We start from the raw sequence: 14,504 nt of genomic DNA, 5'->3' as shown, positions 1-14,504 counted from the left end.
TTCAAAAACAGGAATTTTTGGAGGCAATACGTAAGGATAGAATATGAAAATAGTTTTTATAAGACACGGAATAACGGTAACAAATAAAAAAAAGGTATTCAGCCTGGATAACAGCCCCTTGGCAGAAGAAGCCTATCCTATGCTTGATCTTTTAAAACCTAGATTAAAAGAATTTAATTCATTTAAAGTTTATTCAAGTCCCTTTAAAAGGGCATTACAAACGGCCGAGTACTTAGGATTTAAAAATATTCAAACCGATAAAAGGCTACAAGAATATAACTTCGGTATTTTTAAGGGCTTAACATTTGAAGAGACGCAAAAAAAATATCCTATTGAAGCAAAAAACTGGATTGAAAACAACGATATCTCAGCTCCGCCTGAAGGCGAAACATCCTTTGAACATTTTAAAAGAACTTCCGACTTTTTAGAAGAGTTAGCCTTAAAAGACGAGGATAGCATAATCGTAACCCATTACGGTACAATAACAATGGCTTTAGCTTGGGCATTGGATAATTTTTCTTTAAGAAATAAATTTGCTCCTAAAAATTCAGCAGTCAGCATCTTAGAAATCTTTTTATCCGATAATAAAAATGAAATTACTTATAAAGGCATTGAAGTTTTTAACGGATTTTAAATACGATAATGATAAAAAGGATAATAACATGCAAATAAAACTTATAGATTTCTACATAAAAAACGGCTTACACAATATTGAAGATTATAACATATCTTGTTATGGAATATTAAAATAAAAAACATAAATAGTATTTTTAATTATGAAAGAAAACATTAAACCCGATACAATTAAAGACCTTCTCGATTCACACCTTAAAAACGATAAGTTTAAAACCCTTGAACCGATTCAACTGGAAGATCATACTTACACGGATTTATTTAAGGGAATAACCGGCGGCAATGAAACTTTTGCGGTAAAATTACGGCAGAAAACGGAGAGTATTAAAAATTCAATTAAATATTTAAATGCTTTAAATGACAGTGAAGACTTTATTTTAAAATATAAAAACTTTATTGAAACTGACGATTACTATATTTTTATAAGCGAATGGCTTGAAGGTTGTCAGCCTACCAAAACCGATAGATATCTGATAAAAGATTTTTTTAAAAAACTTGCACATCTAAATTTAAATAACACATCTTCGAGCTCTTTTTCTTCAATGTATTTGGACGGTAAAAGCTATCCTTCAATTGAAGAGATGATAAATGCGGAAGCCCTCCCCTATCTTGAAATATACAGGGGTAAACATGATAAAAAAATTATTAAAAAAAATATTGAAAATTTAAACCTGGGCCTAGGCTGTATTATCATTGAAGACATGAATACGGGAAATATGCTTAAAACAGAAAAGGGCAGCTTAAAAATAATTGATGCCGAACATCTTACTTCCGGTTTAAATTTATATCAATTTGAACATATAAATATTTTAGGCTTAAATAAAAAAGAATGGTATAATATTACCGATGAAGCAAAGGAAGTTTTAAATACATATTTTTCCGAAATAGGCGAAAGTAAAAACAAAGCGTTTTTACAAATAAAAGCCTTTGCAATTTTAAGCTTTTTACGTGAGCTTTATTTTCAAGTTTGGCAAAAACAAAAAATAGACTATTCCCAAAAAGATAGAATTTTTGATATAATATTAAACTGTGGGATTGAAGAGGTTCTTTAAATCATGAGCATAAAATCAATTGGTCTTACCGATAAAATTATTTCTCAAAAGGAAGTAAAAGACTTTCTTCAAAAAGCTAATCTTAACCAAAGAGGAAATCTAATCGGCTTATTCGATAAAGAAAAGATAATCGGAGCAGGCAGTCTTTACACAAATTCTTTTCATCCATACAGAGATTATATAAATATCCATATCGATAAAGACTATAGGAACAAAGGATTGAGAAGCCGGCTTTTAAAAGCCTTAAAAGAAAAATCCGAAAAAAAAAGATTTCAAGTTATGTGTTCTTCCGGTAAAGAGGAGCTAATTCAATTTTTACTTAAAGAAGGTTTTGTTTTAGCCCGCAGGTCATATAGTTTTGATCTAAAAAAAAAAGCTAAAAATATTTTTTTGTCAAAGGAAACTTCTATCGAATTTAAAAATATGCAGATAAAACCTTTTATAAATTTAAATTCAAAAGAAAAAGAAGAATTCAAAAAAATATTTTACTTTAATTATGCCGATACACACAAAAGCATAAACCCGCTCAATAAGGATATATGTATAAAAGAATTTTCAAATGAAATTTTAGCCGATTGCGATAAAGAAAAATCCTCATGTTTAATTTTTAATAACGAAGTATCAGCCTATGTGATAGTTTATATGGAAAATTTTCCCGAAATCGGCTACCTTGGCGGAAGGACAATAGAAGAAATCGAAATATATCTAAATTATTTTCAAGTTATAATCAATAATTTATTAACTTCTTACAAGCAAATTTATTTTGAAATAGATGATACCGATTATTATGCCTTTCCTCTAATGACGGCCTTGCAAATCAACTGTAAAGAATCGTATAATACTTATATCCTTGATTAAGTTTAAAAATAGACTAAAGGCTTATTTTTATCCCTCAAGTAATTTTTTTTCTACCTCATCGATTATAAAATCGGGAGTTGATGCCCCGGCAGTTAAGCCGACTACGGAGTAAGAAAAAATTTCTCGAGGTATTTCGGAGGCATCTTCGATTAACCATGAAGGCTTTTGTGTATCAACAGCGGTTTGAAAAAGCCTTTTTGTGTTTGCCGAGTTTTTTCCGCCTATAACTAAAAGTGCATCAACTTCATAGGCTAATTTTTTTAAAGCTGCCTGCCTATCAGTAGTTGCAGGACAAATCGTATTAAAAACTTTTAAATCGGAAATTCTTTTCTTCAAAGCGGAAGCTATTGCCTCATATTCCGATTCCTTAATCGTCGTTTGAGCAATTAAAACGGCAGTTCCGTTTGTACTTAAAGAAGGAGGTAAATCTATTAAAGCGGCTTCTTCTGCATTTTGAACAATTAAGCATTTTCCTTCCGCATAACCTGCAATACTTATAAGTTCTCCGTGGTTTTTATCTCCGGCTAAAATAACAAAGGCCTCTTCGGAATGTTTTTTTGCAAGGGCCTGACTTGCCTTTACTCTTGAACATGTTGCGTCTATCACCTTAGCCCCGCTTTTTTCAAGCTCGCCTTTTTTTGACGGAGAAATACCGTGAGCCCTTATTACAATAACGGAATCTTTATAGTCTTCATCTCCGGTAAAATCTTCAGTATCAAGAATTTTTACACCCATTTGCTTTAGCCGTAACATTGTAGAAGGATTATGAATCAATGGTCCGAAGGTATAAATGCCGAATTTATTTTCAGTATTTTCTTTAGCTATTTTAAGAACCGTATCAACGGCTCTGCGTACTCCGGAACAATAACCTAAAACTTTTGCACGTTTTACAACCATAAAAACCGCCTGCACAAAATAATTTATTGTATGGTTTCATCAATAAAAATACGCGGAACTCTTTTGTTTATATCGCATGTCAGCTCGTAGGGAATAGTTCCGGCAATTTTTGCAAGATCTTGAGCCGTATTATTTTTAGGATGTTCTTTTGAAACAGGGCCGAAGATACAAACCTCATCCCATCTTTGAACCCATGGAGAAGCACCTATATCTATCATACATTGATCCATACATATGCGTCCGATAATCGGGAAAAAATCTTTTCCTATTCTCACCTTTAATCCGCTAAGAGAGCGCATGAGACCGTCTGCATAGCCTATAGGAAGAGTTGCAACAAAGGTTTCTTTTTCGGATGTCCAACATCTATCATAGGAAACGCTTGTATTCTTTTCAATTTTTTTGATAAGAACCACCTGTGTAACAAGCTCCATTACAGGCTTTAAATCTATTAAGGCGTTTAATGATGGAGAAGGAGTATAACCGTAAACCAAGATTCCCGGACGCACCATATCGAATTGAGCTTCGGGATATTGAAGAACAGCCCCGGAATTTGCAGCATGGACTAATCCGGGATTAATCCCCGCTTCTTTTATTTCTTTTATTGAGTCCTTAAAAACCGAAATCTGTTTTTTTGTAAATTCAATATTTTTTTTATCGGTAGAATCCGAAACGGCGAAATGCGTACATACGCCTTTAAGTTCAAGATTTTCTGCACGGTCTATCTGTACTGCAAGTTTAACGGCTTCCATAGGCGAACAGCCTATCCTGCGCATTCCGGTATCTATTTTAAGATGAACGCCTGCCTTTTTATTCAGTTTTTTTGCAAAGCGGTTTAAATCGTTTATAAATTCTTCATCGATCACCAAAGGTTCAATATCATATTTAAGAAGTTCAGGAATTTCTTCAAGAATAGGAAGACTTAAAGAAATAATAGGAGCTACAATACCTGCATCTCTTAATTCTACGGCTTCTTGAACGGATGCAACGGCCAAATAAGAAACACCGGCTCTTATCGCTGCAACCGCTACCCTCACTGCCCCATGCCCGTAAGCATCGGCTTTAACCGGAAGACATATCTTAACATCTTTGTTAAGTCTTTTTTTTATCTCTTTAACATTGTATTGTAAGTTATCCAAATGGATAATAGCCTTTGTCGCTCTCATAAGAATATTTTATACATTTATAAAGTTTTGTTCAATACCGATGGAAATCGGACATCCGTGCCCGATTTCCATCTTAGAGTTTGTATCAATTCTGCCTATGCAGAATTGAACTTCGAGTTTTGCCTGAAGGCAAAACATCGACAGGAGGTCGATTACTGTAGACTATTGCGATGTTTTTCAAAGCTTGTCTTTGAAAAACTCGGTGTCAAATGCGTACAAGGACGTACGCATTTGACATAACCACCGCCATCCATGGCGGTTGGGGAATGTACGCCCTTTATTTTTTGCGGCTAAAAATACGGTAGTTAATATCTTTAAATAGAGGATATTTATTTTCGCGTTCGGAAAGCCATTTTGCATCGGGAGAATCTGCCCCAAGAGCTTCATAGGCCGCCGTAAAAGAATTGACGTGTTCTACAAATCGTCTTTCGGCAAAATCCTTAAGCTGGGGATTATTTGCATAAAGGGGCCAATACATAGACTGTAAAAGAAGAACTTCTCTTGCAGCAGCGTTTAAAACGCGTTCTTTTAAACTGCCGTCTGCAGGAAACATTTCAACAAGTTCTATCATCCTTTCTGTAATCTTGACAATATATCTATACATCCAATCATTTTTTTTTGTTAAAAGCTCGTCTGCATAACCTGATTGCAAGAAAGAGGAAAAAAAAGGCCTAACGGTATAAAGCTGTTTAGATAGATTGGCGGCAGTAGAAGGCAAAATAGACTTTACCTCAGAATTATCATTTATCAACCTAAAAATATGTTCAAGCCAGATAATACCTTCGCACCATTTTTTACCGAAAAAATCCGATGAAATAGTCAGGAGGGAAAAAGGCGACTCACAAACCTTTGTTTCTTTAACAGCTCTTAGAGATTCCACACGGGAGTTCACATAAGCTTCGGCATCTGAGTAAATTTGTGCATGGGCTTTATGTATGTCATAAGGAACGTCTTCTTCCTTTGACCAGTAGCGGAAACCTATTGCACGCCTTCCTTTTGAAGCATCAAAAACGGAAGCCAAATACTCTTCGGATAATTTAAAACCTACATCATTTTCTACATCAATATAAATTTTATTTTGAGGAATGGAATCGGTTTCATCATAAATATATCCGCAAGCACAAAGATCGCAAGCCAAAAATTTTAATCCGTTTTTTGAAGATGCTGCCGAAAAAACGCCGGCAGGAGGAATCTTATCCGAAAGCAAAAATGCTTTTGAAGACACAACCGTATAATCATAGCCGTAGCTTCTGATAATATCATCCAAGCCTTCAAAATATGCCATAGAAGGCAGCCAAAAGCCTGATGAAACAGTACTAAAATGTTTGCGGTAATTTATCTGTCCCATTTCAATTTGTGCAGCAATGGCTTCAGGCATATTTAAAAAAAACGGTAAGAAGGTATTCGTTGCAGTTGTAGCTAATAATTCTACATAACCCTTACGGGCAAGATAATCAAATTGTTTTAAGACATTTCCTCCGCAATCTTCAAAAATTCTTTTGTTATCGCTAAAATGCTTTAAATTATATTGAATCAGTTTTTTTGTTTCTGCACATTCCGCAAAACGTTCAAGCTCTTTTTTTGCAAACTCGATTTTACTCTGAATATTAAGGCGGTATCGATCTTGCAAAACTTTATCGGCAAGCATGTCGCACAATGCAGGTTCAAAGACAGCTCCGATTTTAAACGGAACATTCTCTCTCATTAAATTAGAACACATTTTCAAGATAGGCAGATATAAATAAGATAGAGCATTAAAAAGCCAATCTTCTTCTACAAGGCCTTGCTCAGATTCATTGCGTACATAAGGCAAATGTGCATCCAAAATAAAAAGCAGATTATAATCTTTCAACTTTCGGCTCCTCTTTTCCCCTAAAGGCCTGACGATAATTTTTAAAATGATGTTTTTTTAATATGGAAATTCCTGAAAGATAGACAGGAGAACTTACATCATTGTCAAGAATACATAAATTATTAGGAATATTTTCCCGTTTAAGTCTTATAATATTTGAGCTTGCCAAAACAATAAAATTATCTTCAAGTTTACGGGCACATAATTCTACCCTTGTTACCGAATCTTCAAAAGAAAGATAAAAATACCTGTTTCTATCGGTTTCTTCCACATCAATATCAAAATAATCATAGGCTTTTGATAAATTATCCTCAGAGAACAAAAGGACTCTCAAAAAGAAAGAATCGAAATCGGGATCATTTATAATATTTAAAAATTCAGGCTTATAAAAATCCCAAAAAACAAATGCCCACATAGGATCTCTGAGTAAGGCATGAATTTCGGTTTTATTATATGAAATCACCAAATCGAAATTATAGTTGTCGTCTGCTTGATCATCATCTAAAAGGAAATCGTCACCGGAATAATTTTTGAGCTTATTATAAGATACTTGAGTATCTTCATTTATTTCCAGAAGTTCTTCAATTATTAGATTTCTGCATAACCCAGCCGGTACAAATATGCCGTAATCATCGGCAATTTGTAAAAGCTCATCCATTGAAACGGATTGTAAATAACTTTTTGATAAATTCACACATTTCCCCTAAATCAGCGGATTTCTCCGCCAAACAACCACTACTAAATTATGCCATCATAATGCAAAAAAGCCGTTATGTCAAGAGAAGCAAACTATAAAAACAACTTTTTAACGGCATCATATTAAAATTATCGGCATTCATATTTAGTTTTTGAATACATTGAAAAAAAACTCCTTTTATGGTATAAAATAATAATCAAGTTAAGTAAAAATAAGCCGAAAATAAGGGGGGAGGCCAGCTCAAATGCCCAGTATAAAAGAGCTTGAAAAATTTAAAAATCAACTTCTCACAATAGCAAATGAACCCGAAATTACGGCTAAATGGGGCGAAAGACGTGAGGAAATTCCTTTACCCAAAGAAATGCCCATTCCTGACGTAAATGTTGACGATCTATTAGATTTCAAAGAAGACGAAATTTCACCTGAACAGGAAACAAATGACTCTCGGGAATTTGAACCTATTGAAACTCTTCCGCTTGACGGAGATAAAAAAAATGCTGCCTCTCAGGACTTTGACACTATGCTTTCGGATCTGGACCTTGAAGGGGCGGATTTACCTGATAATATAGGGAACTCAGACGAGTACGGCCTTGATGTGCCTGAGGCCTTGCTATCCGGCTTAGGCGATATGGTCGAAGATGCCAGAAAAACCGACGATAAAACAGACGAAATTTTTCCTGAATTTGATACGGATTTTGCTACACAGGAACACCCTTTAATGCCATTAGAAGGGACCGGCAAACCTGACATAGAAAATATAGCCGATTTAGATGACTTAAACGGTTTAGATGACTTAAGTACCGAAGAAACAGGACTTGAAGAAGTCACAGATGAGGAACCTCCGCCTTATACGGAAATAGACCTTTCAAATGAAGACTTTTCAGACATTGAACCGATTGATAGCACAGAAGACAGAAGCTCATCTTTAAAACAGTCTGATTTAGATACAATTTCGTCAGATGAAGCCGGTGATTTAGAAAGCATAGACTTATCGCCTGAGGCTGATGAACTTGAAAGTATAGACTTATCCCCTGAGGCTGATAACTTAGAAAGCATAGACTTATCTCCTGAGGCTGATAACTTGGAAAGCATTGATCTATCTCCTGAGGCTGATGACTTGGAAGGCATAGACTTATCCCCTGAAGCTGATGACTTGGAAGGCATAGACCTGGCCCCTGAGGCTGATGAACTTGACAGTATGGACATGTCCCCATTATCGGGAAAAGCCGACAGAATTAATCCTTCTTTTTCACAAGATAATCAAGAAGACTTTTCAAGTTTTTCCGGATCATCAGAGCCGACTGCCCCATCCTTGGGCGAATTTTCTACGGGGAAAGACTTGTACGATACAGAAGAACCGGGTACAGCTCAAGAAGATTCACCTCAAAGCGCAGGTTTTACCGACATAGATATTCCCGAAATAGATGAACATACGGCCTTTGCCATAGACGACAATGTTTTAAACACGGAAATGGGCGGGGGCATGGATGATTTTTCGGTTCCCGAAAGTTTCGTTCAATTTTCTCCCGATAAGAGTTTTAAAGCCTTTGAATCAAGAAAAGCCATAGACGAAGAAACCTATGAAGGAAAGATACCTCTTTCCATTTCGGAAGAGGATTATGATCATCTAATCGATAGGATTTCTTCATTCCCTCTCAACTTAAGAATAGAAATTGAAGACTATTTAGTTAATGTAGACGATTCCGAATTAAACAAGATGGAAATAGTTCACTTAATTGTAAGTGATGTCTCTTTAAAAAAGATAGTAAGCAAATTGGAAGGCATACTAGACAAGTCCATTCCTATTCCACGCGGATTCGATAAAAAATCTTATGAAGAATATGAAAAAGAAAAAAGGAGCTTAAAGTACCGCTTTGTACATAAGATCTTACCTGCAGCAATTTTAACCGCCGTAGCCCTAGGTTTTATCTTTTCGGTTTTTGTGCTGGTATGGCAATTTATATACAAACCTGTTGTAGCCGAAGGCTTTTATAAGGAAGGTATCAGCTATATAGAGTCGGGTCAATATCAAAAAGCTGTCAAGAGCTTTGACGAAGCAGGAACTTATAAGAAAAAACGAAAATGGTATTTTAAATTTGCAAATGCCTTCCGTCAAAAAAAACAGTTTCTATCAGCCGAAACAATTTACGAAAGGCTTTTATCCGACTTTAACCATGACCGGCAAGGCGGTATAGAATATGCAGATATGCTGAGCACCGATTTACGCAATTATGAAAAAGCCGAAAAGGTTCTCAAAAGAGGAGTCCTTGACTATCACATAAACGACCAAAGTGCCCTCGTGGCTTTAGGCGATGTTTACTTGGATTGGGCCGATGAAGACTTCTCAAAATATGAAGATGCCCGAAAAACCTATGCAAGCCTTATAAACCTTTACGGAACTAAAGATGTATTTTCAGGAAGAATGATGCGTTACTTTATCCGTACCGATAATTTAGCCGAAGTTTTACCGTTAAAGGATTATTTTTTAAACAAAAAGCTGCCCGATGAAGACCTAATTGAACTTAGCGGTTATCTTCTCGAAAAAAGATATGAGCCTAAGCCTACCGATTCTGAAAATCTGATAGGAAAAATAGAAGACTTACGCGAGCTATTGGAAAAATCCATAAAAAAAAGCCCCGAAAGTCCTGAAGCCAATTATAATATGGGACGATTCTTTTTACATAACAAAAAAAATGAAGCAGCCAAGGATTATCTTGTAAACGCAATAAACCTCTACGAAGACAGCATAAAAATGACACCAAAACGCACTATCAGGCAGATAGATGCAATGCGTCTTTACGGAGAACTCATAGCAGAGGACAAGTTGTATAATGAAGCCCAAGAAATTTACGCAAAAGCCTTAGCAAAATACGAAGCTTATACAGCTCAAAAAGGTATTTACCCGTCTCCTGTTATCGGAAAACTTTATGCAAACTATGGAGATATTTCTTATTTTATAGCCGGAGATTATGATGAAGCCTTGGATGCTTACGAACATGCAGTAAGAGAATTAAACAATACTCCCTCAATTCAGTATAGAATGGGCTATATTTATTATCAAAAGGAAAACTACTCGGATGCAATGAAGGCTATGACTTTAGCCTACAGTGAAAAACCTAACGATAGAAACCTTTTATACGGATTTGGAAATGTCTTGTTTAAATATACAAATTATTTTGCAGCTCAGGCTTACTATGAAAGATTGATGGAGTTATTGGAAGCAGAAAAAATAAGGAAAGGAATTGTCTTTCCGCAAACCCGTGTTGACCATGCCGAATTTGTCGAAGACTATATGCACACATCAAATAACTTAGCAGTTGTATTAAACAGGATTGCCGTTCAAAACGGAGATTCCAACAAAAACGGAAGAGCTATTTCCTTATTTGGAGAATCGACAAGAGCTTGGGATGCTCTAAACCGAAACCCTGAAACTATGATTCGGGCAAAAACGATAAACCTTGCTTATGCAAATATCCAAAACATGGTAAAACCGCGTTCGGCATTTGTACCCGAAATTTACACTGATATACCGAAAACCCTTGAAAACGAAAAAATTCTACAACAAACTGAAGACAGATAAACTAGGAGATTTATAGCCGAAGAAAAAAAATCGGAGAGAATTATGATCAAAAAAACAAACTTATTTTTTTTCATATTACTTATAATGTGCTTAAGTTTTAATATCTATGCTCAAGAAACGGAACCAAAACAGGAATCTGAACAAAAAACCGAAGAAGTAAATGAGGCTGATCAAGCAAAAGTTCTAACTAATGTTCCTTCAGATTTCGGTTTTTACTTCGGCACGGAAATAATATTTTCCAGCCTAAAAAAACAAGCTGCCCCTCCCATAGGTACAGCCTTAAATCTAGGGGCCGAATATGAATACAAGGGCATAAGAGCGGTAAGTATAATACCCTCCTTGGATTTTTCTCTTTTCCATTATTCTCTTTACAAAGAAAAGGCCTACATTTGCGAAATAGAAAACAGGACGGCTCTTACAATGAGCTTTTTAGTTGATGTTCCATTTTTAGCACGATTTGACTTAAACCCTTGGACAATCAGCATAGGAGGAGGGCTTGCTCTTTTTATGCGTTTCGGCTTACTTGAACCCGGAATAAAGCCTGAGGAAACAGGAGCTGAAGGATTAAGTGCAGTAAAAGAAACAAAGGAAATAAACAAATATTTTTGGCAAAAAGGGCGCTTTATTTATCCCTCATTACGTTTTAAAACCGAGTACACTATGACATCAGGCTGGAAGGCAGGTGTGCAGCTAAAAGCCTACCTGCCCATATCAAACCTTTGGGATAATCTAAAAAATAAAAGCTCAGACGGTTTAATTGTTCAGGTAGGAATAGTCCTACATCCCGCAGTCAAACGATAGGTAAAACTTTTTTATTCTTCCCCTATTCTGCATCAATAGCAAAAGAATCAACCTTATCTTTTAAAAATGAGATAAAGTCATCCAGACTCATAACCTTTTGTCCGCCCTTTCGCATTCTGACTGCAACGGAATTATTGTCCATTTCGCTTTGACCTACAATCAGCTGATAAATGACCTTTTCTTCTTGGTGTTTCCGGATTTTAGCATTCATTCGGTCCGTTCCGATATCGGCAATAACCCTAAAACCTTTTTCGTCCAAGATTTTTTGAACCTTTTGAGCGTACTCATTAAAGGCGGGAGCTACAGGAACTATAACCGCCTGCACAGGGGCAAGCCAAGGCGGCAAAATACCGGCACAGTTTTCTATTAAAATTCCTATAAACCTTTCCAGTGAGCCTATAACTGCCCTATGAAGCATTACAGGATGATGCTTATTGTTGTCATCTCCTATGTACTCGGCATTTAGTCTTTCTGCAGACGGAAGCTGATAATCCAGCTGTATGGTTCCGCACTGCCATTCACGGCCGAGGGCATCAATTAAAGTAAACTCCAGCTTAGGTCCGTAAAAAGCGCCCTCACCTTCGGCAATTTCATATTTAAGGCCGGCATCTGCACAAGCATCAGAGAGAGCCTTTTCTGCCCTATCCCATGTAGCATCATCCCCTACCCTCTGCTCGGGACGCGTAGAAAATTTAACAAGAATTTTATCTTCCTCAAAGCCGAAATCTTTGTACATACTTTTTAGCAATTCACAGAATTTTGAAACTTCAGCCGAAGTTTGCTCTTCGGTACAAAAGATGTGGGCATCATCTTGAACAAACCCGCGGACACGCATTATACCGTGTAAAGAACCGGAAGGTTCATTTCTGGTACAAGAACCGAATTCGGCTAAACGAAGGGGTAAATCTCGGTAGCTTTTAATTCCCTGTTTAAATATCTCTACATGGCCGGGACAGTTCATCGGTTTTAAAGCAAAAAGCCTTTTTTCGCTTTCGGTTATAAACATATTTTCTTTATACTTAGCCCAATGGCCTGACCTTTCCCACAAAGAACGGGGCATAACAAAAGGAGTATGCACTTCAAGATAGCCGTCTTCCTTTACGCGTTTCCTTACATAGTTTTGCACGGTCAAATAAAGAGTCCAGCCCTTAGGATGCCAAAATATTTGCCCGGGATTTTCTTCGTCTATATGAAATAAATCCATAGCCTTTCCGATCTTTCGGTGATCCCTTTTTTCGGCTTCTTCAAGCATAGCCAAATACTCTTTTAAGTCATTGGGTTTTTCCCAAGCCGTACCGTAAATTCGGGTAAGCATAGGTTTTGTTTCATCTCCGCGCCAATATGCTCCGGCTATTTTCATAAGTTTAAAACCTTGAGCATTTATGTCGGCCATCGAGCAAACATGAGGGCCTCGGCAAAGGTCGGTAAACTCACCCGATCTATAAATACTTATCTCTTCATCATCTGACAAACCGTTTATAAGTTCAACCTTAAAGGGCTGATCTTTAAACATTTCAAGAGCTTTTGCGCGGCTTATCACTTCTTTTTCAAAATTTGAATGGGTCGATAAAATTTTACGCATTTCTTTTTCGATTGCAGGTAAGTCATCATTATTTATGGGACGAGGCAATTCAAAATCATAATAAAATCCGTAATCGATAGCCGGTCCGATAGCAACCTTCGTTCCCGGAAAAAGTTTGACTACGGCTTCAGCCATAACATGGGCAGTACTATGCCTTAGAGTGCTTAATTTTTTTGACTTTTCTTGTAAAGTTGACATATTTTTCCTCCATTGTGCTTACAATGGTATTGTTAATTTTAAAAAAAAGCTATATACTTGCTACAGCTTAAAAGAAATATTAGAATACCTAAGTTAGTATACTCTATTGATTAGACTTGAGTCAATAGTGATAATGTATAAACTAATGAAAAAGAGAAAAAATGCCGATAATAGATTGAGGTTTTCTTAATCTAAAACGGAGGAATTTAACGTGAAAAAAGTTGCTATAAGTATTTTTTGCATTATTCAGTCTTTATTTATATTTGCTCAAAACACGGCTGAGCCTGTTTCAAAGGCCGATGTTTCTATAAGATTTTATGATAGGCGTGTTTATTATCCGGGATCGGGTTCGTCCGAACCGGTTTTTATACAAATTTCAATTACAAATAATAATTCTGAAACCCTTAGGTTCAAACTTGCAGATGACAGGTCATTTAGTATAGATTTCGGGATTATAAACAGTAAAAACAGACAATTACAGCACACTGCCGAATGGATGAGAAAAAGAAATACCAACCGCCAAATTTATTTCAGAGAAATAACCTTAGAACCGGGAGAAACTTATTCTTTTATCGAGAATCTTAAAGATTATATCGAAATTAATGAACCCGGAATTTTTCTTGTAAACTCTTTGTTTTTTCCAGAATTAAAACGGTACTCAGATAATTCAGAAGCGCACATACTTTCAAACAAGTTGAGCCTCGAAATAAAACCGGCACCTTCGGCAGCTGCCTTGGGTTCCCTGCCTGTTTCTCCGCTTTCGGGAGAGATATTACAAGCAAAACCCATTCCTCCGGATCAGGTAATAAGCTATCTTTTGACCGCTCGACAAAAATCTTTATGGGAGCAATTTTTTCTCTACATGGATTTGGAAAAAATGATATCCAGAGACCCTTCACGAAATCGGCGATTTAAGGCCGAATCCGAAGCCGGCAGAATGGAAATGGTTGAAGTGTATAAACATGAATTAAGCCAAGAAAGAGTCGACAAGGACATTGCCGTTATTCCGGTAGAATTTAAAATAGAACATACAGGCTACACGGACACAAAAGCAGAAGTCAAAGTAATAGAATGGTTTGAATATTCCAATTTTAGAGAAAAGAAACGCTTTACATATTTTTTAGCATCTAAAGATGGAATTTGGACTGTATATGATTATATAGTCGAAAACTTAGGGACAGAATAAGGATG

Annotated in this window: 11 protein-coding genes; 6 read left to right on the top strand and 5 right to left on the bottom strand. The window is 36.2% G+C overall.

Annotation, left to right across the window (positions count from 1 at the left end; genetic code table 11):
* Positions 1-43: 43 nt before the first annotated feature.
* From E4N74_RS02345 to E4N74_RS02335, 3 genes are all read left to right on the top strand, one after another.
* Positions 44-634 (top strand): histidine phosphatase family protein, encoded by a 591-nt coding sequence (locus E4N74_RS02345; RefSeq protein ID WP_044978887.1) that lies wholly within the window; start codon positions 44-46, stop codon positions 632-634.
* A gap of 142 nt (positions 635-776) precedes the next feature.
* Complete coding sequence (locus E4N74_RS02340) at positions 777-1,685, top strand: hypothetical protein (protein ID WP_255818710.1); 909 nt, start codon at positions 777-779, stop codon at positions 1,683-1,685.
* Between the two features lie 3 nt (positions 1,686-1,688).
* Positions 1,689-2,543 carry a GNAT family N-acetyltransferase gene (locus tag E4N74_RS02335; RefSeq protein ID WP_255818709.1) on the top strand — a complete coding sequence of 285 codons (855 nt, stop codon included), beginning with the start codon at positions 1,689-1,691 and terminating at the stop codon, positions 2,541-2,543.
* Between the two features lie 27 nt (positions 2,544-2,570).
* Here E4N74_RS02335 and ispH read toward each other — a convergent pair whose 3' ends face one another.
* The 4 genes from ispH to E4N74_RS02315 form a co-directional block, all read right to left on the bottom strand.
* Positions 2,571-3,440: a 4-hydroxy-3-methylbut-2-enyl diphosphate reductase gene (ispH, locus tag E4N74_RS02330; RefSeq protein ID WP_044978884.1), complete on the bottom strand. Its 870-nt coding sequence runs from the start codon at positions 3,438-3,440 to the stop codon at positions 2,571-2,573.
* 23 nt (positions 3,441-3,463) lie between these two features.
* The gene (gene alr / locus E4N74_RS02325; RefSeq protein ID WP_255806036.1) at positions 3,464-4,603 is read right to left on the bottom strand and encodes an alanine racemase; all 1,140 of its coding nucleotides are present in this window, start codon (positions 4,601-4,603) and stop codon (positions 3,464-3,466) included.
* A 277-nt stretch (positions 4,604-4,880) separates the two neighbouring features.
* Entirely contained in the window at positions 4,881-6,455 is a 1,575-nt protein-coding gene (locus E4N74_RS02320) for a glycoside hydrolase family 57 protein (protein ID WP_255818708.1), read from the bottom strand.
* Positions 6,442-7,149 carry a DUF4912 domain-containing protein gene (locus E4N74_RS02315; protein WP_044978882.1) on the bottom strand — a complete coding sequence of 236 codons (708 nt, stop codon included), beginning with the start codon at positions 7,147-7,149 and terminating at the stop codon, positions 6,442-6,444. The genes E4N74_RS02320 and E4N74_RS02315 overlap by 14 nt, the downstream gene beginning before the upstream one ends.
* Before the next feature lie 247 nt (positions 7,150-7,396).
* On the opposite strand from E4N74_RS02315, the gene flcA reads away from it, so the two are divergent.
* Positions 7,397-10,732 carry a periplasmic flagellar collar protein FlcA gene (gene flcA / locus E4N74_RS02310; RefSeq protein WP_255818706.1) on the top strand — a complete coding sequence of 1,112 codons (3,336 nt, stop codon included), beginning with the start codon at positions 7,397-7,399 and terminating at the stop codon, positions 10,730-10,732.
* Between the two features lie 42 nt (positions 10,733-10,774).
* On the top strand, positions 10,775-11,533 hold the full coding sequence (locus E4N74_RS02305) for a hypothetical protein (RefSeq protein WP_044978880.1): 759 nt from the start codon (positions 10,775-10,777) through the stop codon (positions 11,531-11,533).
* Positions 11,534-11,555: 22 nt separating this feature from the next.
* On the opposite strand, the gene thrS is transcribed toward E4N74_RS02305, so the two are convergent.
* Positions 11,556-13,313: a threonine--tRNA ligase gene (thrS, locus tag E4N74_RS02300; protein WP_044978879.1), complete on the bottom strand. Its 1,758-nt coding sequence runs from the start codon at positions 13,311-13,313 to the stop codon at positions 11,556-11,558.
* Between the two features lie 211 nt (positions 13,314-13,524).
* Here thrS and E4N74_RS02295 point away from each other — a divergent pair, with 211 nt between their 5' ends.
* Complete coding sequence (locus E4N74_RS02295; protein WP_044978878.1) at positions 13,525-14,499, top strand: hypothetical protein; 975 nt, start codon at positions 13,525-13,527, stop codon at positions 14,497-14,499.
* The last annotated feature ends 5 nt before the right edge of the window (positions 14,500-14,504 follow it).

The sequence above is a fragment of the Treponema putidum genome (genome assembly GCF_024401155.1).
In the GTDB taxonomy this organism is placed as follows: domain Bacteria; phylum Spirochaetota; class Spirochaetia; order Treponematales; family Treponemataceae; genus Treponema_B; species Treponema_B putidum.
Note: the sequence above shows the minus strand (reverse complement) of the source record. Positions and strands in the feature narration are given on the sequence as shown.

Coding starts and splice junctions, on each gene's coding strand:
- E4N74_RS02305 (WP_044978880.1), top strand. CDS start 10,775: ATGATCAAAAAAACAAACTTATTTTTTTTCATATTACTTATAATGTGC.
- E4N74_RS02335 (WP_255818709.1), top strand. CDS start 1,689: ATGAGCATAAAATCAATTGGTCTTACCGATAAAATTATTTCTCAAAAG.
- flcA (WP_255818706.1), top strand. CDS start 7,397: ATGCCCAGTATAAAAGAGCTTGAAAAATTTAAAAATCAACTTCTCACA.
- ispH (WP_044978884.1), bottom strand. CDS start 3,440: ATGGTTGTAAAACGTGCAAAAGTTTTAGGTTATTGTTCCGGAGTACGC.
- E4N74_RS02340 (WP_255818710.1), top strand. CDS start 777: ATGAAAGAAAACATTAAACCCGATACAATTAAAGACCTTCTCGATTCA.
- E4N74_RS02345 (WP_044978887.1), top strand. CDS start 44: ATGAAAATAGTTTTTATAAGACACGGAATAACGGTAACAAATAAAAAA.
- thrS (WP_044978879.1), bottom strand. CDS start 13,313: ATGTCAACTTTACAAGAAAAGTCAAAAAAATTAAGCACTCTAAGGCAT.
- alr (WP_255806036.1), bottom strand. CDS start 4,603: ATGAGAGCGACAAAGGCTATTATCCATTTGGATAACTTACAATACAAT.